Below are 25627 nucleotides of genomic sequence, written 5' to 3'. Positions count from 1 at the left end.
GATGGAGTTTTTCTCTTGCTGATTCGAATAGGGGAGTTTGAGGTGTCCTCTAAAATTATTTGAATTAGTTATTCAACATAAACGAATTTACTTTTTCTTTTTATCAATTTCAAAACTAGACTGTTGATTTTTATTGGTTTTAAATAAATCAGTATCATTCATTTCATTAAAAATCATTGACGCATTATTATTTTCCATATCTTTTCATTCAATAGGTTTTATGAAGATATTTGTCATTACTAATACCTTCTCTTTGCAAATTTTTCATTCTATTTTTGCTCTATCTTTCAAATTTCTGTTATTAATTTTTGCTTTATTAATAAATCTTCTTGCATCATTTCCTCTTACAATAGGTTTTTCCCTTAAAGTGACACCATTTTAATCCTCCTTCCTTAATAGCAATTTTACTAGAAATTTAAATCATTACATAGCTGCCCTTTATGTTTTATGAAAATTACACCATTCATTTCTCAATTCCTAAAGACTTTCTCGCTCCTGCAGAAGAGTTAAACCTTTTTCATCATATTTTCCAAATGATTGTTTTAATGTCGTCCATAGATGATAACAAAAAAGTTAATCAGAAAAAACGTGCATGTGAAGATTTGTCAAAAAACATTAAACAAGATGTTGAAAGTTTTATGTTATAATTTTTTCGATCGCTATAAAAACTGAAATGGTTGGTAAGAATGAATAAGTTGACAAGAAGACAATTTTTAAAGCATTTTTTCTGGACGGCTGCGTGCAGTTTATTCGCGAGCAGCGGTTTATACATCTACTCAAGATATATTGAACCGGGAAGACTAGAAATAAAAAAAATAAATGTTTCTCATCCAAAAATACCAAAAGGTTTTGATGGTTTGAAAATTGTTCAATTCAGCGACACACATCTAAATAACGACTTTACAATTGCAAATCTGGAACGGATCGTCAATCAAATCAATCGTCTAAACCCGGATATAATTGTTTTTACTGGTGATTTAATCGATGAGCCGAACAGTTATCCCGCTGTGCATCAGATTGCCCCGATTTTAAAACGCCTCCGTGCCGACTTCGGAAAATTTGCAATTTATGGAAATCATGATCACGGCGGATACGGCACTGATGTTTATCGCAATATATTACAAAATGCAGAGTTTCATTTACTGCAAAATGAAAAAAAAGAGATACAGCTGATTGACGGAAGCAAATTGATTGTCGCCGGCCTTGATGATGTCATGCTTGGAAGACCTGATTTTCATCAAACAATGGGCAATATTGACAAAAACTATTTTACTATTCTTTTAGCCCATGAACCTGATACAGTGCTTCAAGCAAAAAATTACAATGTTGATCTCCAATTATCTGGACACAGCCATGGAGGACAAGTAAAAATCCCTTTTATAGGTCCGCTTTACACGCCTCCTTATGCAAAATCCTTTTCGGAGGGCTTTTATACTGTTGATCATACGAAGCTTTATGTCAATCGCGGGTTGGGCACAACTAGACTGCCCTTTCGTTTTTTGGCAGTTCCAGAAATCACCTTGTTTACATTATATTCCAAATAATCCTCTCTTTTAACCGGCTTAAAAGTACTTGGCTTTCATTTCTCTAACCAAAATATGAAAAAAAGATGTTCATATTGAATTAGGTAAATTATAATAGCTACTGTAAGTGTCAGTTAAGGGGAATCGCAATGGATATTTTTAAAAACCGCAATTTTGTCAAATTGTTTTTTGCAGCGCTTGCTTCACAAATGGGTTCAACAGTTGGCAATATGGCGTTTGCTTTTTATTTGTTGGAGCATTTTAGCAGCAAACCTTATTACGCAACTATTGCTGAGCTGATGTATTCTTTGCCGACTGTATTTGTTTTTGTCATTGTCGGTGTAGTAGCAGACCGCTTCGATCGAAAAAAGGTGGCAGAGAACTGCGACTGGATTCGTGCAATTATGACTGCATGTTTGTTTTTCGCCTTATTTACAAATTCGATTCCGCTCATTTTTTTCATCTTGTTTTTGCGGAGTGCTGTCACGAAATTTTTTTATCCAGCCGAATCCAGTTTAGTACAAGCTATTTTGCGAAAAGATCAATATGCGCAAGCTTCAGGTTTGAATCAAATACTTTTCAGCATTTTTTTAGTGTTTGGCGTCGGATTAGGGGCATTGGCTTATCGAACAGTTGGAATTCATGGGGCCGTATTGGTTGATTTAATAAGCTTCGTTCTTTCCGCCTTGCTCATTCGCTCGTGTAAAATCCCTAAATCAGCAAGGCTACCAAACGGTCGAGTGTCATGGAAAGGTTTACATATATCATCCGCTGTTTCCGACTTTTTGGAAGGTATTCGGTACATTTTACATAATCGGCTTTTATCGCTCATTATTTTTGGTTTTTTCATTTTCGGCTTTGTTCAAGGAAGTTTTGCCGTTCTTCCGTTATTTACAATGAAATATGAGCTGGCACCGAATTCTTATGAAATGTATTCATCCTTATTTGCCATTTTTCTCGGTGCGGGCCTTTTAGTCGGCAGCACAGTTTCAACATTTTTTGCTAAAAAAATAAAACCGTTTCCAATGTTTGTTACACCGATATTTTTGACAAGCATTTTTGTTTTTCTCCTTGGTTTTGTGGATGAAGTAGAATTTTACTTGTCGATTATTTTTTTGATCGGCATGTGCATCGGTCCTGTGAACGTAGCAATTGGCGGTTGGATTCCGAATATCGTTCATCCAAAGCTAATGGGACGTGTCAGCGGATGGATCGACCCGTTAATGATGTTTGCGCAGTCTGCTACGCTTTTATGTATTGCACTATTGTTTCCAAACATCATTCGAAACATCGATTTACTTTATTACGGTATGGCTCTTATCATTCTTTTCGTCTTTTTCTTTTATATGATCTTGATGCCGAAATATTTAAACGAAAAACGGCATCGGCTAGGTAAAAACACAATCAAATCGGTTTTATAACAAAAATGTGTTTGACAGCCAGACTCATACTCCCAATAATGTGGATCATAGTGGATGAGAATTCACCCTACAACCGCATTGATTGGGAGTTTTTTTGTGATATTCGTTTGAAGGAAAGGGATAATAATAAACTTTACCGAAAAAATTCATCATTAGTTTTGCTTCTACCCTCAAGAAAACTTCTACTAAACGTATAACAAGCAAAAAAGGGAGTGTCTAATAAGTCGTTTTTACGGCTTATTGACGCCCCCATGAATGTTTTAGAAACGTTGATATATCGGTGTTTATGATTTTTTGTTTTCAATGGCGATTTGACTTTCTGGACACCCCCTCCCTATCATGCTCCGAAAGAAATTCGAATCTTTTACAGAATGTGAAATAAATAAATAAATGAATGAAATCAGCCCCGCTTCCAATAAATTACAAAAGATGACCCCGGCTCCATACCGAGATCATCTCTTAACCGTTTAGTCCCCTGATCAAACTGCCCACTCGACGCCCATTTTAATTATGCCGAGCATGGTCAATGGTTTGCTCTAGTATTTTTTTTACATGCTCATCATCATGTGAATAGTAAACGGTCGTTCCTTCCCTTCTAAATTTGACTAAACGCAAATTTTTTAGAAACCTCAATTGATGGGACACGGTTGATTGCAAAAGCTCAAGCTCGGCAGCTATTTCATTCACAGAACATTCTTGTTTTTCCGCAAGTAAATGTAAAATCCGAATTCTAGTCGGATCCGATAACGCTTTAAACGTTTGCGACACGATAAAAAGCGTTTCTTCGTCTATATCTAGAAATTCCTCTTTTCCGCTCATGACCCACCCTGCTTTCTAAAATATTTCATAATAACTATTATAGGCATAATTAATAGACTGTAAAAACTGGTTGCATTTTCTATTCATGAAAGTATAATGTAAATAAAGATTACGGAAAATAATGAAAAAGGAGAGACATCATGGACGATATCAGTCATTATAAGCTACGGGATGAGACGCCGGAAAATATAGCACGAGCCATCTATGTTGTCAATCGGCATGCAAAAACAGCGCCAAATCCTAAATATTTATATTATTTAAAAAAGAAGGCGCTGCAAAAGCTGATCGCTGAAGGAAAAGCAACAAAGAAAGGACTGCATTACTCAAAAAATCCAAAATTAAGCAAACAGCAGTCAGATGTTCTGGTGTCGGCAGGAAATTATTATTTTCATATGCCTCCTACAAAAGAAGACTTCCAAAACCTTCCTCACTTAGGTTCCTTAAATAATTCATACCGAAACCCGAAAACAAATCTATCATTGTCAAAGGCAAAAAATTTATTGGAGTATTATATCGGTATGGATAAAGCGAATCGACCGCTTTCTTCTCCCAAACGGTTCCATCGTCATACATATCAAAAACCGGTGTTTAAACGATTAGGCGAACGGTATGATTGAGTAAAAAGAGAGGCTTATTCAGCCTCGTCTTTTAATTCATCATCTTCTTCATTTTTAAATAACAATTCATCGATTTGCTCAATCAAGTGATGGACCTCAGGTTTGCTAATTTGGGCATTTGCACCTACCTGTTGTCCTTTATGTTTTAAATCATTCGTAATCAATGAGGAAAAAATCACAACCGGAATATGATCCAGCTCTGGATTTTCCTTAATTCGCTTCGTCAAATGCAATCCGTCAAGCTGCGGCATTTCGATGTCCGTAATGACTAAATCAACACGCTCCTTAACCGGTTCGCCTTCATTTACAATATTCTCTAAATAGTCCAGTGCATCCTTGCCGTTTTCAAAAAACTCAATCTGTTGAAATCCCGCCTCCGTCAATGTGTCGTTCAACAATCTGCGCAACAGCGGGGAATCCTCGGCAACGACAATTTTTTTATCAGATCTGTCCCTCTTTTCCAGTTTTTTCGCTTTTTCCTGCTGGATTCCGGACTCAGGATTAATTTCAACAACGATTTTTTCAAAATCAAGCATTAAAATCATTTCGTCTCCCATTTTGACAACGCCGGTAATTTGAGTTTCCAATCCTTGATACATTTCAGAAGGCTTTTCAATTTGCGACCAAGACACACGATGAATTTGGGTTACTTGATGGACGCGAAACACAACTTTTTGTTTGTTAAATTCCGTTACAATCAGCTTATCTTTTTCGCTGGGCTCGCAATTCGGATCGCCGATCGCCTTCGGTACGTTAACTACCGGGAGCACTTCTCCTCTTAATTCAATAATTCCTTCAACGTATGGATGGACGTGAGGCACGCTCGTTACAGGAAGAGGCTGAATGATTTCTTTTACTTTCATCACATTTATACCGAATTTATTCGAGCCGACGAGAAACTCTACAAATTCCAACTCGTTCGTACCGCTTTCAAGCAAAATTCCCTTTTCGTTCATATCTTTCTTCCTTCCGTCTAATATTTGCGAACGTTTCTTTTTCACTTTTTTATATCGGTTTTATTCTTTGTTCATTTAATACTTCTTTCGCTACAAATCGGTGGGAAATAAGTCTGAACAGCGTTACTCACAAAAATGTAAATGATACATTTCATTTCGACAAAGACGACTTGATTTCCTTTTTTTATAAAAAACTTTTATGTAGGTCAAACACCTTAAAAGTGAAATTGCATATGTTATGGTGAACAACTGAAAAGTGAAAGGAGCATTTACGTGTATCCATTCTATCGACAAATCCTCCCGGGAGTTCAACAGCCAGAATTTTTTCCGGGATTTCCAGGGATGGGTGGAGGATTTCCTTCGTTTCCTCCTACGGGGACTGGTCCCGGTTTCCCTCCATTCGGCCCTCCTGGAATCGGCGGAAGTCCAAGTGACGGTTTTGGACAACAGCAAGGACCGCCTTCAGGACCGCCTCCAAGTTTTATTCCTCAAGAATCACCCGGAGTCGGAACATTTGCAGTTGATCCCGGAGGCATTAGAAGATGTTTACATCGTTTTACATTTATCCGATTAACAAACGGCAGAAGCTTCTGGTATTTCCCTGTGTTTGTAGGACAAAGGTCCATTGCCGGGTGGCGCTGGAGACCTCGTCAAAATCGATGGGAATATTTCGGCATTGATTTAAACAGAATCTCTTCCTTCTCTTGTTTTTAAGGAATTGACACTCGGGGCTGTCTAATAAGTCGTTTTTGGCTTATGGACTCCCCTTTACTTTTTTAGAAACGTTGATATATTGTTTTCAACAGATTGGACTTTTAAACATCCGCATGCTAGTCACCTATTAAACCGGTATTTTTATCGGGATCAACAGGGTTGTAAATGGATTGAAAAGCAAGATCTACAGCTGATTTAGCCGTTTTAGCGAACTGAATTTCGACTGTTCTCCGCTCATCTAAATAACAGCCTTCAAAGGCGATTTGCTTCACGTTGTTCGACCACCCTCCTGAATTTTCAACGATGATGACACGTTTTTTGTTCATATATGCGGCAGACAATTCTCCAAGCGTTCCATTTCCTCCTCCAATCATAATGATGGCATCTGCGGAATGAACAAGCAAAACGCTTCTGTAATCAAAACCTAATCCAGTATTAATCGGAATATCAATAAATTCGTTTGCTGCCTGTTTGTCGTCTCCAGCCAAAATACCTACGACAAGGCCGTTTGCTTGTTTGGCCCCTCGTGAAACTGCCTCCATCACTCCGCTTCCGCCGCCTGTCAAAAGAACAGCTCCTCTTTTAGCAATTTCTGAACCGATTTCTTCAGCCAGGAGGCGGACATGCTCCGGAATCAAGCCGGATTGACCAATTACTGCAATTCTCTCCATCATAAGCCTCCATTTCAAATTTTTTGCTGTTTTATATTATAGAACGAAGCTTGTGAACAGCTTGTATTGCTGTCACTGTTTAGCCTTTTATAAAAAGAGTTCCTTTTGATTGTTTACCTTACAAAAGAATTTGAGGGGGCGCATACTGAATTTTTTCTTACTCTCGCCTTTGTTTTCTTTTTTAGCTTCTATGTATGCTTGTCAAGTCTTTCAAAGACGCTGTATCGATAAATTGAAAGAGCAATTTTCCGCCTTTCATTGTTAAATTTTGCACTCTTCAAGTTTCTTTTTTATAATGTGCAAAAACTTACCCATCCTATTTTTTACGAAGCAGGCCGCATTTTTTGCCCGCTACAATTTTGGACCTTTATGAAACCGGAACCAACCCATTTTATAAAAAATATAAAGCATTCCTGTTCCGATGAGAGCCATGACTCCTAATACAATATAATAGCCATACTTCATTTTCAGCTCGGGCATATATTCAAAATTCATTCCATAAATTCCTGCGATAAACGTAAGAGGCATAAAAATAGACGAAATAACCGTCAATGTCATCATAATCGTATTCATCCGGTTTGAGTTGTAAGATAAATAGCTGTCCCTTATATCAGCCGCAAGCTCCCGATTTGCCTCCGTCATCTCGACAAGCTTGAGTAAATGGTCATAAACATCATAAAAATACAAATCTTCCTCCTTCATTTCGTTCAGCCTGTTGGACGAGATGATCCGGTACATCAAATCCCGCATCGGAATGATTGTTCTTCTTATTTTTGATAATTGAGACCTGATGGAAAAAAGCTCTTTCATTAACTCATTGATCGATTTGTTTTTATTGTTTTCCTCAATTTGATTTAATAAATCTTCCAAATGGTACACGGGCGGAAAAAAATCATCAACGAGCTTATCAGTCAATTGATGCATGATTTTCATAGGCCCTTTTTTTAAAGAATCGTCTTTTTTGATTCTCAGCCAAATGTTGTTTAGATCTCGAATGGCATTTTTGTGAAATGTGACGATTCCTTTTTCGTTTACAAATAAGTCAAGCTCTTCCGGTTCCAGCGTCTGTTGATGAATTCCGTGCAACACAACAAACATATAAGAGTCATAAAAATCTATTTTCGGCCGTTCAACATTTTCGACACAATCCTCAATGGACAAAGGATGAAAATGAAAAAATTTCCCTAGCAATCTAATTTCATCTTCCGTCGCCTTGTAAAAATCGACCCAGTACCAAAGAACTTCCTTTTTTCGAATCTCTTTTAATGCCACATCATATTTAGCTTCCAAATCAGTTGTAATGACTAATGTTCGTATCATAGACATCACACTTTCTAAATTTTTTTGGACATAAATTTAGTTTACCAATAAAAGCTTGGGACAAACATGATAAAATATAAGACGACACTTATTAAAGCAGGTGATTTGTATGGAACATTTGATTAACCAAAATGTAAAAAACATTGCGATTTCCGGCATTCGAGCTTTTTTTAACATCGTTTCCAACTATGACGATGTCGTTTCGCTAACGATTGGCCAGCCTGACTTCCCAACGCCTTCACATATAAAAGAAGCGGCAAAACAGGCAATTGATGACAACTATACAACGTATACGCATAATGCAGGATTGATCGATGTAAGAGAAGCAGCATGCCAATTTGTACATAAAAAATATCATCTCTCCTATGATCCTGGTTCGGAAGTGATTGTTACAATCGGGGCCAGCCAGGCGATTGATATAGCGCTTCGAACGATTTTGGAGCCCGGGACGGAGGTAATGCTGCCAGGTCCTGTTTATCCGGGGTATGAGCCAATTATTCAATTGTGCGGAGCAATACCCGTTTATGTTGATACGACAAAAAACAAATTTAAATTAACTGCGGATTTGATTAAACAAAATATAACAGAAAAAACCCGATGCATAATTTTGCCTTACCCGTCCAATCCGACAGGCGTTACATTCACTGCAGAGGAGCTGATAGAGATTGCCGATGCCGTTCGCGGGAAGGATATTTTTATTTTAGCGGATGAAATTTACAGTGAATTAACGTATGATGCACCTCATACCTCGATCGCTTCTTTTTTGCGGGAGCAGACGATCGTCGTCAATGGACTTTCCAAATCGCATAGCATGACTGGATGGCGGATCGGATTTCTTTTTGCGCCGAAAGATATCACAAAACATATGTTAAAAGTGCATCAATATAATGTTTCATGCGCTTCGTCGATCTCTCAAAAAGCTGCTTACAACGCTTTAACGGAAGGGTTTCATGATGGTCAAATAATGAAAAAAGAATATGAAAAAAGATTGGAGTACGTATACGGTCGTCTCGTTGCAATGGGATTTGAGGTTGTTAAACCAAGCGGAGCCTTTTATTTGTTTCCTTCGATTCAATCATTTGGACAAAGCTCTTTTGATTTTGCTTTGGAGCTGGTTGAGAAGGCTGGTGTAGCGGTCGTCCCGGGGAGCGCTTTTTCCAAATTTGGAGAAGGGTTTATCCGCATCTCTTACGCTTACTCGACAAAAGAGCTGGAAAAAGCTTTGGACAGGCTTGAGCATTTTGTGCAACTGAAAAGAAAATAGAAAAACAGTGCGCTTTTAAAGCACTGTTTTTTGTTTTGGCAACTTAATTGTGAAAACGGTGCCTTTTTCGCTGCTCGACACATCGATCGTGCCTTTATGATTTTCAACAATTTTATATGTGATCATTAATCCTAGACCTGTTCCTTTTTCTTTTGTCGTTAAAAAAGGCTCCCCTAATCTTTCTAGCAGCTCTTTCGGTATCCCCTCTCCTTCATCTTTTATTTCAATCACAATGGAAAAATTTTCCGATTTAGTAGAAATTGTCACTGTTCCTCCATTTGGCATTGCTTCAATTGCATTCTTAATGAGATTAATAAAAACTTGCTTCAATTGGTTTTTATCGCAAACAACTTCTTGATTCTCATCAGAAAATTTTTTCTCAATCACAATATTTCTTAATATTGCTTCCGTTTCCAGCAGTGTAACAACTTCGAGTAAAATCGTTTTGACATTTGCTTTTTCAAAAACCGTTTCTTGCGGTTTCGCAAGCATCAGCAATTCACTCAAAATCATTTCAATTCGATTCAGCTCTGAAAAAATGATTTCAAAATATTGATTATCTTTTTCGATTTCACCATGCATCAGCTGTAAAAAACCTTTTATTGCTGTTAACGGATTGCGTATTTCGTGGGCGATACCTGCTGCCAGCTGCCCTGCAACAGAAAGCTTTTCAGAGCGAATCATTAATTCCTCCGCTTGTTTATGTTCAGACAAATCTCGTAAAATGATTTGTACCGCCGGTTCGCCAAAATATGTTGTCGGAATGCAAACCATTTCGGTATGGACAATTTTTTTCGAATATGTATACCAGCTTTGCTTGGTCACGATTGTTTCCGTTCTTCCGTTCGTTATGTCATCTAATTGATCTTTGACATGCTGATGATATTCCGGGTGTAAAAAATGATAGATGCTTTTGCCCAATACGTCCGGATAATCTTGCGCACCGAAAAGTTTGATCCCCGACTCATTCATAAAAACCCATTTATCATTATGAATCACTGCGATTGTATCGATGGAATTTTGAATCAGCCTTTGATACTTTTCCCTGCTTTGCTGCAAAATGCTTTGGTATATTTTTTTGGATGAAATATCGGTAATGACAAGCAGTTCTGCTTGTTCGCCTTTATATGATATAAGCACGCTCTTCAACTCAACATAGATCTTGTTCCCGTCCAAAGATGTCCAAATTTGTTCTAAAATTCCGCTATCAATTCCTTTGTGAAGATTTTCAATCGTTTCATGGACAGATTCGTGAAACATTTTGTCAATAAATTGGAAAACCATTTTTCCAACAATATCTTCACTGCTAGTCGCCACAAGCAGCTTAACAGCAGCCGTATTAGCATATTGAACTTTCCCTTTTTTTGAAATTATAAGCGGGCACGGAAGCTCGTGCACAAAATCAAGAGCACCGTCAGCACGTATCGGATTTACTTCTTTGGGAACTTCATCTATCTTGTCATCCGCCGAAGTGACAGCAAACTTTAAGACAAATTCTCTTTGATCCTTGTTCAAATGATTGTATATAACATCAACTGACGTTTTCATCCAAATATAGGATCCATTTTTCTGCAAAAAACGGAAGGAACAAGCATCTCCATGATATAAAAAGCTTTCAAATATATTTATATCTTCTACATGCAAGTATTCTGAAAGATTGGAACCGATTAGTTCTTTTTGTTTATATCCGAGCACTTTCAAACAATTTGAGGAGATGTATTCAAAATAGCCTTCATTAGAAATAACCGAATAAATGATTTCTGTTTGATTGTGCACACCCTTTTGTATTTGTTGACTCATCCCTGGCCCCCCTATTACTACCCTTTCCAGAAAGAAAAAGTCTATCTTGTTCATTGACCTGCTACTTTTTGTCCACCTAAAATTTTAATATAGTTTTACAAATTAAACATCTAAAAATGTGTCAATCTTACTATTTAAAATGTTTTTTCGACTTTTTCCACTGCATTTCCTTCCCTATAAAAAATATGTATGTATCAACATTTTAAAAAATACTGGCCAAAAAAGGGCTAGTTTTTTTTGTCTTATGCGGATTTTTCGGTTATTTTGCGGACTTTGCGCTTTCTTTGGATTTAACAACGCACCGGAGGTATGCAAGAGGTGGTATGAGCTTTACCGATTTTGCGGCCATGCGCGGTTTTTGCGCTTCCTTCTGGTTTCACACCATTCGGAGATATGCAGATAGGACAAAAGTTTGCGGTTTTTGCGGCATGTGCGAATTTCGAACAATTTATCGAAAAATCTTTATGCGAATGCGGCATCGTTCAATTTATATGAATGGTTTTCGATAACTAATAGAAAAGCCATCGCTCATTAAAAAGCAACGGCCCTTCTATATAATTTATTTTTTTATTGCTCGTCATCATTTGATTTTGCATTGGAATTTCCGGCGTATTCTTCCTGTAAATCGATGTATGCTTTTACAATATCTCTCGCTATACGTTTATTCACATCTTCGCTTCCGGTTCTTTTTGTCCAAGGGACGACAACACTGAAAGCAACCTGCGGATCTTTAGCAGGATAATAGCCGATAAATGTTAAATTATAAACGTCTGTCCCCCAGTATTGGCGCTTCGTACCATAATAAGTCGTTTCCGCTGTTCCGGTTTTGCCCGCAACATTTAATCCATGTAACTGAGCGTAAGCTGTTCCGCGTCGAGTATTCGTCACTAGATAAAAGCCTTGTTGGACGCGTTGAATATCCTCTTCCGTATTGTTTATTCGGTTTAACACTTTTACCGGCATTTCTTGAGCAATCGGTCCGAGCCCATCGTCAGTCGGTTCAAGAATTTCTGTTACAAGCCGCGGCTTAACACGGTATCCGCCATTTGCAATCGTTGAAACATATTGGGCCATTTGCAGCGGTGTGTACGTATCAAACTGACCAATGGCAAGGTCAAGCAATTTCCCTCTGTCAATTCCAGGATCAGATTGCTGCCCTGCAGACTCCTGCGGGAGATCAATCCCTGTCGGAACCCCTAAACCAAATTGGGCATAGTAATTCCGCATCTTTTGAAAATCTTCATCTTTAGCTGGAAAACTTCTTCCCGGATAATATTGTATACCAGCAATTTTCATAGCGATATGGAACATATAAACGTTTGAACTTCTTTGCAACGCTGTTAGGTCAGATACAGCCCCCATATTTTGATAAGAAGATTTTTCCGGAGTCCCTTTTAAACGAATTGGTGCGTCATAAAAGACGGTTCCGTGTCTCAGACCAAATTGATATCCTGCTAAAACTGTCGCACCTTTAACGGTAGAACCCATTTCATATTGCGTCCCAAATGCACCGTAATCAAAGTTCAACATCTCTCCTGAATCGTACATTCGTCCGACCATCGCCAAAACGTCTCCTTTATACGGATCCATCATGACAACGAAAGCGCGGTCAACTAAATAATTTCCACGTCCTCTTGCTGCTTTAATCTGCTGATCAACAATTTTTTCAATTCTTTTTTGCAGTTCGATATCGATGGAAAGTTTTAAATCGAATCCTCTTCTGCCGTCATCAATTTCCTTTTGTGAAATCGTATTTCCATCTTTATCAGATATATATTGAACTTTTGCTTTTCTTGGGTTTAGATAATCCTCATATTGCTGCTCCAAATAGCTTTTTCCAACTCGTTCATTTCGGGCATAGCCTCGAGCTACAAAAAATGATTTATTGTCTTCTGGTATCCCTTCTTTTGGAGATGAGATTTTCCCTAAAATCGTTTTAAATACGTCATCATAAGGGTACACCCTTTCCCAATCTGTGATGACATCGACACCCGGAAGATTTTCCAGCTGTTCCGCAACCCTTGAAACTTCTTCTTGGCTTAAGTTCGTTGCGACAATCTGCGGCTCATACGTATATCCGGATGAAAATTTCGTATATAGAGCGGCAAGCTCCAATTCTTTTGGATCCTTCTCGATTTTTTTAATTTCTTCTTCCGGAACCCGTTCAACCTGAAGTGGATATGTTTCCTTAGGTTCTAATTTTTTCTCTTTTTCCGTCAATAAGTTTTCTGCCTTTTTTGGATTTTTGGCTATCCAATAATCCCGCAAATCTCTTTCTCTTAGAAAAGATGTGTCGAGATCAATCAGCTGTGCTAATTTTTTTGCTGTTTCCAGCTTGTCTTTCGTTTTGGTCGTCTTCTCCACCGTATAGGTCACAGCAGGAACATTTTTGTTGTCTACAACGATTCTCCCGTTTCGGTCAAACATTTTTCCTCTTGGTGCAGGATATTGCGCAACATTCACTTCTGTCCGGCTGACTTCTTTCGCATATTCTTCACCCTGAACAATTTGAACGATGCCAAGGCGGACGACAAGTGCGGCAAATAAAAGAAAAACGATAAAAAAGAAAAAATTGATACGAAAAATTCTCGCTTTCCTTTGCCGTTTTGTCTCAGAAGGAGTTGTTTCCGCTTCTTTTTTCACGAAGGAATCTTCCTTTCTTTTCTAATATAAATCATGTTTCAGTCGACTCATGAACTTGTAAATATATTGTAACATACATTACAAAGTTTTGTTTTCTATACAGATTGTCAACCCCTAATTCTTATCAATTTATAGACATTTTGCTTAATTTTGTCACTTCTTGAAGGAAGTATATCATATATTCCCTCGGTTGGAACCCTATAATTTCAACAATTACATGATAATGTTTATAAACTTAAAATCTATTATTTGTCAATGGAAGGAATAGACAAAAATATGACAAAAAACGCATGTTATGATAGTTTCGTAAATTACATGAACAAATTTCAAGGAGGTAGAAAACGCATGAAGAAATCTATTATTGCTTCTATTGCAGCAGCTGCCGCCATTTTCACTGCAGGCGCCGGCACAAATGCCAATGCAGCTGAAATTCAAAACCAACCAGTTCAAATCAAAAGCTACGTACAAACTTTCGGACCTTATCATATAAACGAAGATCAATTGAAACAGCTCATTCAATCAGCTGATTCAAAAGAATTGCAAAATCTATTAAACAACTGTTTACAAAATCCAAGCATAGAAGCAAATAATGCTATAAAAGAAGCAATTAAAAGAAACACAAACCAGCCTGCGAACAAGCAAGCTGTGAAAAAACCAGCCCAAACTACTCAAAAAACAACTCAGCCAGCACCATCTGCCAATGACAAAGCAACCAACAACCAAACACCAAAACAATCACAAACCGCTTCATCCGTAAATGCATTTGAGAAAAAAGTAGTTGAACTAACAAATGCTGAGCGGCAAAAACAAGGTTTAAAGCCTCTTGTTTTAGATGAAGCTTTAAGCAAGGTAGCTCGTGAAAAATCTTTAGATATGCAAAGAAACAAATATTTTTCCCACACAAGCCCGACTTACGGATCTCCATTTGACATGATGAAAAAGTTCGGCATTTCCTTCAGAACAGCAGGGGAAAATATTGCAATGGGGCAGCGTACTCCTGAAGAAGTTGTTAATGCTTGGATGAACAGCTCTGGCCACAGACAAAACATTTTAAATCCTAACTTTACTCATATCGGCGTTGGTTACGTAGAAAATGGAAATTACTGGACACAAATGTTTATTGGAAAATAATAGATTGGACAGTTCACTCATTTCAACTGTTCAAAAGGGGGCTGTCCGATAAGTCCCTAAAATGAAGCAAGTGGAGAAAAACAATTCGTTTCTCTCCACTTGCTTTTATATTTTTTCGATTTTTATCTGAAAGTAGCTGGCGGATGCCGGCTACTTTCAGTATGTTGTGGGCTAATGCCACAATCCCAAACTCAACATGTACCTTGTCGAGGCCCCGCAAAGAAAATCTGCGGAACGACCGATTGCCCTTGATGTGACCGAACACACTTTCTGCCTCGACTTTGCGTCGAGCGTAGATAGCGGCTTTCTCTTCACATTCAAGGGCTGTTTTGGCCTTTGCTTTCATTTCTTCGAAGATGGGATTCCAGTGAACTTGTCGGTTGCCTTTCGCTTTTGTGCATTTCGCTTTCAATGGGCAATCGGTACAATCTTCACATTCGTATATTTTGAAGCTTTGTTCATAGCCAGATGGATTCTTTTTGTTTTGGTATTTTTTAAACGTTACTCTCCTTCCATTCGGGCAAATAAAACAATCATCCTCTTCACAATAGGTCCAGTTTTTGGCATTTTTAATGTCTTTTTTGTATGTACGTGTTTGTTCTTTTACATAGCTCCCATAAGGAATTAGAAACTCAAAACGGGGCTCTTTCTCATCACCAACTGCATATACATAGTTTTCTTCACTACCATAGCCTGCATCCGCAATAACTGTTTGGGGCATCGGTAATGAACTGGAGGCTAGCTTCTCCATATGTGGGATAAAGCAACGTGTATCGGTCGGTCGTTGATGAATAGTATAAAACAAGATAAACTGATTCTCTGTCCCCATTTGCACGTTGTATCCGGGCTTGAGCTGACCGTTTTTCATATGGTCTTCTTTCATGCGCATGAAGGTTGCGTCTTTGTCTGTTTTCGAGTAGCTGTTACGGTCACCGAACATTTCCTTTTGTTCTTTGTATCTTGCCATTCGGGGCAGGAAATCTTCCCGAATTTGTTTCACCGATTTCTTTAATTGACTGCGTTTTTTTCGCTTCTCTTTCCGAATGGATGTATCGGTCTCCTTTTCGATTTCTTCCGTTAGCGTTTCAACTTTTTCTTCTATTTCTTTTGCGGTTTCCTCCAGGTTTTGTTCGGTGATCTCTGTATGTTGATCGCTTTCCTTTTGCCCTGTTCCGGCTTCTAATTGGGTTAATTCATGAATGTGCTTTAGTGTTTCTTGGATTTTTTCTTTTAATTTCTCTTCGAATTTCAAAGTGGATTTTTTCCACACAAAAGAATACTTATTGGCATTGGCTTCGATCTTAGTGCCATCCAAAAAGTAGTTTTCCATCGTGATGTAATGTTCTTTTATCAATTTGAGAATCATGACTTCAAAGAGCTCATCCATGAAAGCTTTCATCCGTTCCCCTCGGAACTCATTAATGGTGCGAAAATCTGGTTGTTGCATCGCTGAAAGCCACATGGCAGGAATATTTTCTTTAACGAGTTTTTCGATTCCTCGGCAGGAATAAACCTTTTGAGAATAAGCATACAGAATGATTTTCAGCATCATTTTGGGATGATAGGAACTTCTGCCGCCGCCTTTATAATGAGAAAACAATTGTTTATCTGGTATCGCCTCCACCATTTCGTCCACGACACGTGCCACGTGATGTTCGGGTATAAGAGATTCAATATCATAAATCATTTGAACTTGACGGTTGTCATATGGTTTGAAAGTAGGGGCTAAATTTCTTTTGGCAGGAGTTTTTTCTTCTTTTCCATCTAGAGGAAGTGTCATTTGTGTGTTATAATTTTCACGAGTAATCATTTGATTGCTCATAAAAAATCGTCCTTTCTGTAATGTTGTGTGGTAACTTCATTTTACTAGAAAGGACGATTTTTTTGTGCATTTTTTTTAAAAGTGAAAAATGAGGGGCTCCAAAAAGTCAGTTACCCTGACTTTTTGGACAGCCCCTTTTTTTGAAAATAAATTGGCTGAAAAAGAAGAAGCTGACTAAAATTGTGTGACTTGAAAGAATGATGTGCGTTTTTATTTTTTCCACAGCTTATATAATGCATGTATTCCGCTATTTTCTTCTCCCATTTCAGCCAGTTTTTCATACAAGCTTCTCGCAAGCTCAAGCCCTGGTACGTCTAATTCCATTCTTCTTGCTTCCTCTAAAGCAATGTCCATATCTTTTATAAAGTGCTTGACATAAAATCCAGGCTCAAATTGATTCGAAAGCATTCTCGGCGCATAGTTCGACAAAGACCAGCTTCCAGCAGCCCCGGAGGAAATGCTTTTCAACACCTTATCTGGATCCAGCCCCGCCCGAACAGCGTAGGCAAGCGATTCACAAACACTAATGATGCCGGCAGCAATCGCAATTTGGTTGCACATTTTTGTATGCTGCCCCGCACCAGCTTTTCCTTGATAAACAATATTTTTTCCCATTTTCTCAAAAATTTCAAAACATTCATCGAACGTCTCTTGATCTCCTCCGACCATAATCGATAGCGTTCCATTTTTTGCGCCGACATCTCCTCCTGAAACAGGTGCATCTAAAAAGGAAATGCCTTTTTCCTTTGATTTTTCGTATATTTTTTCGGCAAGCGATGGTTTTGTCGTTGTCATGTCAATACATATGGCTCCTGGATAGGCATTGGCTAAAATTCCATGTTCACTAAAATAAACTTCTTCAACATCTTTCGGGAAACCAACCATCGTGATAATAACATTCGCATCTTTTGCGAGATCTTTGATCGATTCTTTCCAAGCAGCACCTTGATTGATCAAATCTTCGGCCTTTTCTTTTGTCCGGGTATAAACCGTAAGCGGATAACCCGCTTCAAGCAAATGACGTGCCATGCTTTTTCCCATTACTCCAAGCCCAATAAAACCGATTGTTTTTTTTGACATATTGTTCACCCTTTCCCCATTTCAGTGTATACGGCTTAGTAATGAAACTGTTCTGCTATGAAACGCTTGCATTTCAGCTTTCAGTGCACACCCGATTAAATGGACTTTACTAAACCGCCGTCAATCAAAAAGGTTTGTCCAGTCATATATGTATTCAAGTCAGACAGAAGAAACAGCACATAGTTCGCAAATTCATTCGGTTCTCCGTAGCGATTGAGAGGAATCGCTTCCAAATATTTGTTCTTGATCTCTTCTTTCGGAATACCGAGCTTCGCTGCATTCCATTCTTCCAATTGATCAATCCGTTCTGTTGCAATTCTGCCGGGTGACGCCGTGTTAATTAAAATATTGTACTTTGCAAATTCTGTTGCTAACGTTTTCGTCAGCCCCACAATTCCTAAGCGAAACGTGTTGGATAAAATTAAACCCGGGATCGGCTCCTTCACGGAAGAAGAGGCAATATTTACGATTTTCCCTCCTCTTTGTTTCATATGCGGAAGAATCTCGCGAATGGTACGGATATAGCTGAGCAAGTTTAATTCAAAAGCATTTTGCCAATCTTCATCAGTCATTTGCTCAAATCCTCCTGCAGGGGGACCGCCAGCGTTGTTAACGAGTAAATCAATTTTGCCAAACTCTTTTATTGTCTGATTAACTAGCCTGCTAATTTCCTCTTTTGAAGTAATGTCTGTTTTAATAAAGGCTGCTTTTCCTTTTCCAAGCGCATTTAATTGATTTGCCACGTCTATTAGCTTTTCTTCATTTCGGCTTGTGATCATCACGTCGGCTCCTTCTTCCACAAGCCTTGTTGCAATCGCTTTACCTAATCCTTGACTTGATGCCAAAACAAGTGCTGTTTTACCTTTGAAACCGAAATCCATTGACATTCCATCCTTTCACCTTTTCTTTCATCTTATCATGATCTTATCAAAATGTGGGAACTTTCGTTTTACTCCCATTCTGAATTTTTAAACGGCATAGAGCTTCTTTTGTTTGCTCAACACTGTCAAAGGCGGCTTGCGAAGGTGCGTTTAAGCTTGTCTTCTTTCACGCAGTAGTATGTCCAAAATTCAAATTTCAAAGGGAGCTTTAAACCCATGCTTTTTCTTGACATCAACTGTTATGATTTTCTTATCTGCCTGCTCATCTAGGTGAATTGCATTCAAATCAAAAATGAAGAAGGAGCTGTCCAGAAAGTCAAATCCCTATTGAAAACAAAAAATCATAAACACCGATATATCAACGTTCTAAAACATTAATGGGGGCGTCAATAAGCCGTAAAAACGACTTATTAGACACCCCCTGCATATTTTTTATAACTTAAAGCGTTCTACTAAGCCTTTTAAGCGGTTGCTTTCTTCGCTTAACGATTCCGCTTTTTCCGCAACCATTGAGAATGCTTTGACTTGCTCGTTCGTTGTTGCACTGACTTCTTCCGCAGAGGCAGCTAGCTGCTGGGTTACTGCAGAAATATTTTCAATCGATTCGACGACTGTTTCTTTTTGCTCATTCATCCGATCGATCGCATTTAATGTTGATTTAATGGCATTAAGCAAATCTTCCATTTTAATTGCAATTTCATGAAACGCATTGCCCGTCACTTGAACAGCTTTGTTTTGTTCTTCATGAATTTTCTTCGAACGACTCATTGCATCGTAGGCATTTTTCGTTTCAATTTGGATTCCTTCAATCATATTTTTAATGTTTTCTGTCGCTTTTGCCGATTGTTCAGCAAGGTTTCTTACTTCCTCAGCGACAACGGCAAATCCTTTACCTGATTCACCTGCTCTTGCTGCTTCAATACTTGCATTTAAAGCGAGCAAGTTCGTCTGATCTGAAATTTTGGAAATGGTCGACACGATATCAGAAATTTTTTCAACTCGATCTACAAGATTTTGTAGTACGGATTGGACCATCTCAGATTCTTTGTCAGCCTCATTTGATTTTATTTGAAGCTCATTTAGCTTTTCTAAACCATTATAGCTGGCATTTTGTGATTCGTAAGATAAATTTTCGACATTTTTTACATCATTGTTTACTTGTTGAATACAATCTTCTAATTGTTTGATTTGTCCGTTTATAATTTCCGTACTGTTTGCCTGCTCACCTGAGCCTTTTGCAATTTCCTCAATTGCAACGGAAATTTCCTCACTTGACGCAGTAGCTTCTTCCGAAACCACGTTTAATGTTTGAGCAGATTGCTGCAGCTCCTTCACGGATCCGTCCAGATCGAGGAGAATTTGTCGGATGTTATCGGTCATCTTCGTAAAGCTATTAGCCAATTTCCCGATTTCATCTTTATTTTTCACTGTTAATGTTCCGGATAAATCCCCTTCAGCCATTTTGTCGGCGTTTTTAGCCAAAAGCAAAATCGGCTTTGAAATGCTTCTCGAAACAAAACTAGTGATGAAAAATGCCACAATCAATGCAGCAATAATAATGGAAACGTTAATGCTCCGGATTGTGCGGGCTGTTTGCTCCAGATTTGCATCCGAATAGACTACACCGATTTTCCAATTTAGTTCCGTGATCGTTTCAAAAATAATGGTTGAATCTTTTCCATTTTCTTTTATAGAAGCTATACCACGTTTTTGGTTTTTAATCGCTGCCATAAGACCGTTGTTTTTATATAAATTTTTTCCGGTCATTTTCGGATGAGCGATGGCAACTCCATTTCTATCAAGCAGGAATGTATACCCTCCAAAGCCAGCTTCCACTTGCTTAACAAATTCATTAAACGTTGTTAAATTAATATCAATTCCAATAACGCCAAGCAACACCCCATCCTTTGTAATGGCCTTTGAGGCGGTAACAACATATTCTCCTTTTTCCCCATCACGATAAGGCTCTGACCACGAAACAAAGTTTGGACTTGTTACAGCGCTTTTATACCAAGGTCGTGAATTGATTATCAAATCTTCCTTTAAGTTTAACTCAGGTTCTGCAGCAACAAGAGTCTTAGTGTTGGCTACATAGACAGACCGGACCAATTGATTAGCGCTTAAAAATGATTGAAACGTTTCCTTTACGGACTGTAAAGATTGATCGTCATTTTTTTCAAGCAACTGTGCGATTTCCGGTTCATTGCTGAAAAGCAGCAAAATTCTTTCATATTCCTGCATCTGTAAAAGCAGGTTCTTTTTCGCTTGCTTAACAATCGATTGCCCCGTATGAAACGCATCTGATTTAATGTTCTTTTGAACAAAATAATCAGACGTGAAAAAAACAACCAAAAGTGAAAAAATTAACAATATGGTGATGAGCGCTGTCAATTTCCACTGAAGCTTTTTAAACATTTGTTCCATCTCCTACATAAATCTTTATTTAATAAAAATAATTAAGAAAACTTATACGTTTTCTAATGTATATATCGGCAATCTGATTTATCTTTTTACAAAATGAAACTAATTATCTTTTTCATATTTCCAATTGGCTTTGTTTTTGGGAGCGATCTTGCATAAAAAAAGCATAGGCTGCATGTGTTTCTTCTAAAAAAAGATACCGCCGTAGCGGTGCCGGCTGTGAAAAAGAAAAAAAGTTTTAGCAAATTGGAGGAAAGTAACAAGAAGAGATTCGGATATCGAGGGCTTCAAATTTTTGCATTTGCAAACTTTCCTAATTTATATCGTGATACCCCGTCGTTTTAGTTGCTCAAACTACAAAAAGCTTTTTATGAACTGCAGCTGCTGTGTTTTGCTTTCTATCGTTTGCATCAAATTAGCTATACGCTCGCTGCAAATCATTTTTATATTTTGATGGACTTTATCGGGATAATAAAGCGGATGTAAAATCAAAAAATGCTGATGCTCTGCGTTTTTCATATTCCATTTTACTTAGAGCCGAAATTCTTTTATATTCACCTTCCGTAAATAAATCGGCTCATCAAAATCGAGTAGGAGGGGGTGACTAACCCCCGACCTCTCACACCACCGTACGTACCGTTCGGTATACGGCGGTTCAATTAAGTATGACGTAGTGCTTGATATCTTTCGAATAGACTTCTTAACCCTCGACGCTTCCAATAGGAGTTGTCGAGGGTTTTGTGTAGGATGGGACTGCAGGCAATCCGCCAATATTTCTTGCGTGTATTGCCCCATTCGAATGCTTTATGGCTTGGAACTTCTAATCCTCTGAGTTTCCGAATTCTTGTTTTCGGGGTTTTCCATTCTTTCCACAAACACATCCGAAGCCTTCGTCTAATCCATTCATCAAATTCTTTGAACTTACTTGGTGTTTCTGCCAAGGCAAAATATCCGCACCATCCCATTAAATACTTATTCAGTTTCTCAATCCTTTTCTCCATTGGATACGGTTTCGACCTTGATGTAATTTCACGGATCTTGTTCTTCAAACGTTTCACACTTTCGTTCGCAATCCGTACCTTTGGAGTCTTATTGAGTGTGAAGCTGAAACCGAGAAACTTCCGTTTCCAAGGACGGTCTACCGCCGATTTCTCTTTATTTACCTTGAGCTTTAACTCCTTCTCTATAAAGTTCGTAATGGAGTTCATGACACGAATTCCTGCTTTCTTTGTTTTCACATAGATGTTACAGTCATCCGCATACCGAACAAACTTATGTCCACGTTTCTCAAGCTCTTTATCCAATTCATGAAGCATGATGTTTGATAAAAGTGGACTAAGCGGGCCGCCTTGAGGCGTTCCCATGTCCGTTTCCATTACCACTCCATTGATCATCACGCCTGATTGAAGATACCGGCGAATTACCTTCAGTAGAATTCGATCTTTGATCGTTTTCGCCAAGATCCCCATCAGTTTGTCGTGATTCACCTTGTCAAAGAATTTCTCTAGGTCTATATCGACTACCCAACGATATCCTTCTTTGATATAACCCTTTGCTTCCCTAACCGCATCATGTCCCCTTCTACCTGGTCGGAAACCATAGCTATGGTTCGAGAAGGTCGGATCAAAGATTTTCGTCAACACTTGGGCAATCGCTTGTTGGATGAAACGATCCGTCACGGTAGGGATCCCTAGAAGTCTTACTCCACCGTTCGGTTTCGGGATTTCGACTCGACGGACGGGTAAGGGCTTGTAGGTTCCTTCTCTCAACGACTGTCGAATGGAGTCCCAATTTTCGTAGAGGTGTCTTCGTAGGTCTTTTACGGACATGCCATCTACTCCGTGACCTCCTTTATTCTGTTCGACTCGTTTCAGTGCCGCCAGGAGATTTTCCCGTGACAAAATCATTTCCATCAACATTGATATCCTCTCCACGTGAACGAATTCTTCTATTTGTGCCATCTTCTGCTCCACCCTCTTGAAGTCCCCCGTGGGATTCACCACTTCCTCCTTCAAGTAAGTCCTATCGGATTGTCTGCTTCCACACAGAAGGTGAACGCCTAGCGATTCGTTCTCCTTAATTGTTCAGTCCTTCCTCTTCCATCTCGAGCTTGAAAGAGTACTATGACTTCTGCTGACTTCTGACTGTTCAGTTATCTATCACTAGATAGGTTACCAAGGTTACTTGGCGTGCCAGCCAGATCTCCCCGGGTAAGTACATGCACTTTCACACCATCTATCCGCCTCATTTACTCGATATGACCTTCGACAGAAAGAGCTTTGTTTTGTTTCGCAAACTCACTCAATCATACCTAGCCTTATATGAGGTTCGTGTTCCTCGGACCGGTGTTTTGCCTCCAGCTTCCTTCAGATTCCGCGTCACCACGGACACCCTTGCTCTTGGCTAACCTCTACTTCTGTCTTCGGGGTTCGGGACTTACACCCTATAGTTCATGTACATGCCGGGCGCACAAAAGGAGCCGATTCAGATGAAACTGATCGGCTCCGTACCTTTTATATTTGGAACGTTTTTTTAACAAAAGAAACGACTTCTTCCGTTGTTTGCATAGAAAGAACTTTTTCTTTAAAGCTTTCTGCTTCCTGTTTTGAAAGCTTTTTAATTTGTGAACGCGCAGGTAAAATAGATGTTGCGCTCATGGAAAATTCATCTAATCCAAGTCCAAGCAGAAGCGGTATAGCAATCGGGTCTCCTGCCATTTCTCCGCACATTCCAACCCATTTTCCTTCTTTATGAGCTGCATCGATCACAATGGAAATTAATCGGAGGATGGCCGGATTATACGGTTGATACAAATATGAAACCCGTTCATTCATCCGGTCTGCTGCCATTGTATATTGAATTAAATCATTTGTTCCAATGCTGAAGAAATCAACCACTTTGGCAAATTGATCCGCCATAACAGCAGTTGATGGAATTTCAACCATTATTCCAACTTCGATATCATCAGCTACTTCAATACCTGCTTGAACAAGTTTTTCTTTTTCTTCGAGCAGAATAGCTTTCGCTTGATGGAATTCATCGATTGTCGCAATCATTGGAAACATGATTTTTAAGTTTCCATATTTGCTTGCGCGAAGCAGCGCTTTAAGCTGTGTCCGAAAAATATCTTGCTTTTCTAAACAAAGGCGGATGGCGCGGAATCCAAGAAAAGGATTCAGCTCCTTTGGAAGATTCAAGTAAGGAAGCTCTTTGTCCCCGCCGATATCCAATGTACGGACAACAACAGGTTTTCCTTCCATTCTCTCAAGAACTGTTTTATATGCTTCAAATTGTTCTTCTTCTGTAGGCATTTGGTCTCGTCCCATGTATAAAAATTCCGTACGGTAGAGACCTATTCCTTCACCGCCGTTGTCAAGAACACCTTGTACGTCATTAGGCGTGCCAATATTAGCGGCAAGCTCGACACGATGTCCATCCTTCGACAACGTCGGCTCGTCTTTTAATTTAGCCCATTCCGCTTTTTGCTCTTCATATTTTTCTCTTTTCTTTTCATATTCGGCAATACAATCTTCACTTGGATTTATGATTACTTGTCCTTCAATCCCATCAACAATGACTAAAGCACCGCTTTCAATTTTGGCGGTAGCTTCCTTTGTTCCGACAACAGCAGGGATTTCCATAGAACGAGCCATGATCGCAGAATGGGATGTTCTTCCTCCAATATCAGTTGTAAATGCTTTAACAAAATTTTTGTTTAATTGCGCAGTATCAGAGGGTGTTAAATCTTCTGCAACAATAATGACTTCTTCATTAATTAAACTTGGATTTGGGATTTGAACGCCTAATAAATGGGCTATAACCCTTTTCGTGACATCCCGAATATCCGCTGCTCGCTCGCGCATATACTCATTTTCCATCGCTTCGAACATCGCAATAAATTGATCAGCTGTTTCCCTCATTGCAAATTCAGCGTTTACAGCTTCGTTTTCGATTTTCTCTTTGACTGGATTTAACAGCTCAGGATCGTTCAAAACGAGCAAATGCGCTTCAAAAATCGCTGCTTTATCCGCACCAAGCCTTTCTTCTGTGCTGTTTTTAATTACCTCGAGCTCTGCTTTGGCGCTTTCGACAGATTGTTCAAAACGCTCAATTTCTGCTCGAATATTTTGTATTTCTTTTTTTGATACGGTTAAATCCGGCTCTTCTAGACGGTATGCCTTCGCAATAGCGATACCGTTTGATGCTGCAATCCCAGATAGCTGTATCATTATTCGCCTAACCCTTCTTTTTTGATTGTCTCTTCAATCGCTTGAAGTGCATCATTTTCATCAGCACCTGATGCTGTAACTTTAATGGTTGCTCCTTTTGGAATACCTAATGACATAACTCCCATAATAGATTTTAAGTTTACTGTTTTTCCATTGTATTCCAAATTAATGTCGGCTTCAAATTTGCTTGCCGTTTGCACTAATATAGTCGCAGGTCTTGCGTGAATTCCTGTGTCAGCGGTAATGTTGAATGTTTTTTCAGCCATTTGCATCAAATCCTTTCTGCTATTTTCTTTAAAAATTTTATCAGTGCAT

Annotated in this window: 19 protein-coding genes; 6 read left to right on the top strand and 13 right to left on the bottom strand. The window is 38.8% G+C overall.

From position 1 onward, the window contains the following. Window positions 1-686: 686 nt before the first annotated feature. Window positions 687-1544, top strand: coding sequence for a metallophosphoesterase (locus tag NSQ41_RS07110; RefSeq protein WP_094245553.1), 858 nt, complete (start codon window positions 687-689; stop codon window positions 1542-1544). Window positions 1545-1672: 128 nt separating this feature from the next. Then, the gene (locus tag NSQ41_RS07105) at window positions 1673-2944 is read left to right on the top strand and encodes an MFS transporter (protein ID WP_327863573.1); all 1272 of its coding nucleotides are present in this window, start codon (window positions 1673-1675) and stop codon (window positions 2942-2944) included. A 504-nt stretch (window positions 2945-3448) separates the two neighbouring features. On the opposite strand, the gene NSQ41_RS07100 is transcribed toward NSQ41_RS07105, so the two are convergent. Continuing rightward, entirely contained in the window at window positions 3449-3763 is a 315-nt protein-coding gene (locus tag NSQ41_RS07100) for a metalloregulator ArsR/SmtB family transcription factor (protein ID WP_063389325.1), read from the bottom strand. A 140-nt stretch (window positions 3764-3903) separates the two neighbouring features. Between NSQ41_RS07100 and NSQ41_RS07095 the strand changes: the two genes are divergently transcribed. After that, on the top strand, window positions 3904-4380 hold the full coding sequence (locus NSQ41_RS07095) for a YkyB family protein (RefSeq protein ID WP_066247978.1): 477 nt from the start codon (window positions 3904-3906) through the stop codon (window positions 4378-4380). Window positions 4381-4394: 14 nt separating this feature from the next. On the opposite strand, the gene NSQ41_RS07090 is transcribed toward NSQ41_RS07095, so the two are convergent. Continuing rightward, window positions 4395-5336 (bottom strand): chemotaxis protein, encoded by a 942-nt coding sequence (locus NSQ41_RS07090; RefSeq protein ID WP_339199626.1) that lies wholly within the window; start codon window positions 5334-5336, stop codon window positions 4395-4397. 273 nt (window positions 5337-5609) lie between these two features. Between NSQ41_RS07090 and NSQ41_RS07085 the strand changes: the two genes are divergently transcribed. Then, a complete protein-coding gene (locus NSQ41_RS07085; RefSeq protein ID WP_311067156.1) occupies window positions 5610-6050 on the top strand; it encodes a transporter in 441 nt (146 codons plus the stop codon). Between the two features lie 116 nt (window positions 6051-6166). Here NSQ41_RS07085 and NSQ41_RS07080 read toward each other — a convergent pair whose 3' ends face one another. Then, window positions 6167-6721, bottom strand: coding sequence for a TIGR00725 family protein (locus NSQ41_RS07080; protein ID WP_339199623.1), 555 nt, complete (start codon window positions 6719-6721; stop codon window positions 6167-6169). A 351-nt stretch (window positions 6722-7072) separates the two neighbouring features. After that, on the bottom strand, window positions 7073-8041 hold the full coding sequence (corA, locus tag NSQ41_RS07075) for a magnesium/cobalt transporter CorA (RefSeq protein ID WP_198318521.1): 969 nt from the start codon (window positions 8039-8041) through the stop codon (window positions 7073-7075). 109 nt (window positions 8042-8150) lie between these two features. Between corA and NSQ41_RS07070 the strand changes: the two genes are divergently transcribed. Continuing rightward, complete coding sequence (locus NSQ41_RS07070) at window positions 8151-9305, top strand: aminotransferase A (protein WP_339195054.1); 1155 nt, start codon at window positions 8151-8153, stop codon at window positions 9303-9305. Between the two features lie 15 nt (window positions 9306-9320). Here the strand turns inward: NSQ41_RS07070 and NSQ41_RS07065 are convergent, their stop codons facing one another. Continuing rightward, window positions 9321-11105, bottom strand: a complete 1785-nt coding sequence (locus NSQ41_RS07065) for a PAS domain S-box protein (protein ID WP_339211305.1) — start codon at window positions 11103-11105, stop codon at window positions 9321-9323. 567 nt (window positions 11106-11672) lie between these two features. Beyond that, on the bottom strand, window positions 11673-13682 hold the full coding sequence (locus NSQ41_RS07060; RefSeq protein ID WP_339211603.1) for a penicillin-binding protein 2: 2010 nt from the start codon (window positions 13680-13682) through the stop codon (window positions 11673-11675). A gap of 411 nt (window positions 13683-14093) precedes the next feature. Between NSQ41_RS07060 and NSQ41_RS07055 the strand changes: the two genes are divergently transcribed. Next, the gene (locus tag NSQ41_RS07055) at window positions 14094-14879 is read left to right on the top strand and encodes a CAP domain-containing protein (protein ID WP_066247968.1); all 786 of its coding nucleotides are present in this window, start codon (window positions 14094-14096) and stop codon (window positions 14877-14879) included. Window positions 14880-14901: 22 nt separating this feature from the next. On the opposite strand, the gene NSQ41_RS07050 is transcribed toward NSQ41_RS07055, so the two are convergent. The 7 genes from NSQ41_RS07050 to NSQ41_RS07020 form a co-directional block, all read right to left on the bottom strand. Further along, entirely contained in the window at window positions 14902-16701 is a 1800-nt protein-coding gene (locus NSQ41_RS07050) for an IS1182 family transposase (RefSeq protein ID WP_339211303.1), read from the bottom strand. A 210-nt stretch (window positions 16702-16911) separates the two neighbouring features. Then, a complete protein-coding gene (locus tag NSQ41_RS07045; RefSeq protein ID WP_339211301.1) occupies window positions 16912-17781 on the bottom strand; it encodes an NAD(P)-dependent oxidoreductase in 870 nt (289 codons plus the stop codon). A 95-nt stretch (window positions 17782-17876) separates the two neighbouring features. Beyond that, window positions 17877-18662 carry an SDR family oxidoreductase gene (locus tag NSQ41_RS07040; protein ID WP_327848611.1) on the bottom strand — a complete coding sequence of 262 codons (786 nt, stop codon included), beginning with the start codon at window positions 18660-18662 and terminating at the stop codon, window positions 17877-17879. A 432-nt stretch (window positions 18663-19094) separates the two neighbouring features. Next, a complete protein-coding gene (locus tag NSQ41_RS07035) occupies window positions 19095-21077 on the bottom strand; it encodes a methyl-accepting chemotaxis protein (RefSeq protein WP_066247963.1) in 1983 nt (660 codons plus the stop codon). Window positions 21078-21742: 665 nt separating this feature from the next. Beyond that, complete coding sequence (gene ltrA, locus NSQ41_RS07030; protein ID WP_094245397.1) at window positions 21743-23002, bottom strand: group II intron reverse transcriptase/maturase; 1260 nt, start codon at window positions 23000-23002, stop codon at window positions 21743-21745. Between the two features lie 594 nt (window positions 23003-23596). Next, window positions 23597-25312, bottom strand: a complete 1716-nt coding sequence (gene ptsP / locus NSQ41_RS07025) for a phosphoenolpyruvate--protein phosphotransferase (RefSeq protein ID WP_144598123.1) — start codon at window positions 25310-25312, stop codon at window positions 23597-23599. Beyond that, window positions 25312-25578 carry a phosphocarrier protein HPr gene (locus tag NSQ41_RS07020; RefSeq protein WP_063389338.1) on the bottom strand — a complete coding sequence of 89 codons (267 nt, stop codon included), beginning with the start codon at window positions 25576-25578 and terminating at the stop codon, window positions 25312-25314. Before NSQ41_RS07020 ends, ptsP begins: the two co-directional genes overlap by 1 nt. Window positions 25579-25627: the final 49 nt, after the last annotated feature.

Source organism: Aeribacillus sp. FSL K6-8210, from assembly GCF_037963925.1.
Lineage (GTDB): Bacteria > Bacillota > Bacilli > Bacillales > Aeribacillaceae > Aeribacillus > Aeribacillus composti.
The sequence above is the reverse complement of the archived record's forward strand: the minus strand, read 5'-3'. Positions and strand labels throughout refer to the sequence as shown.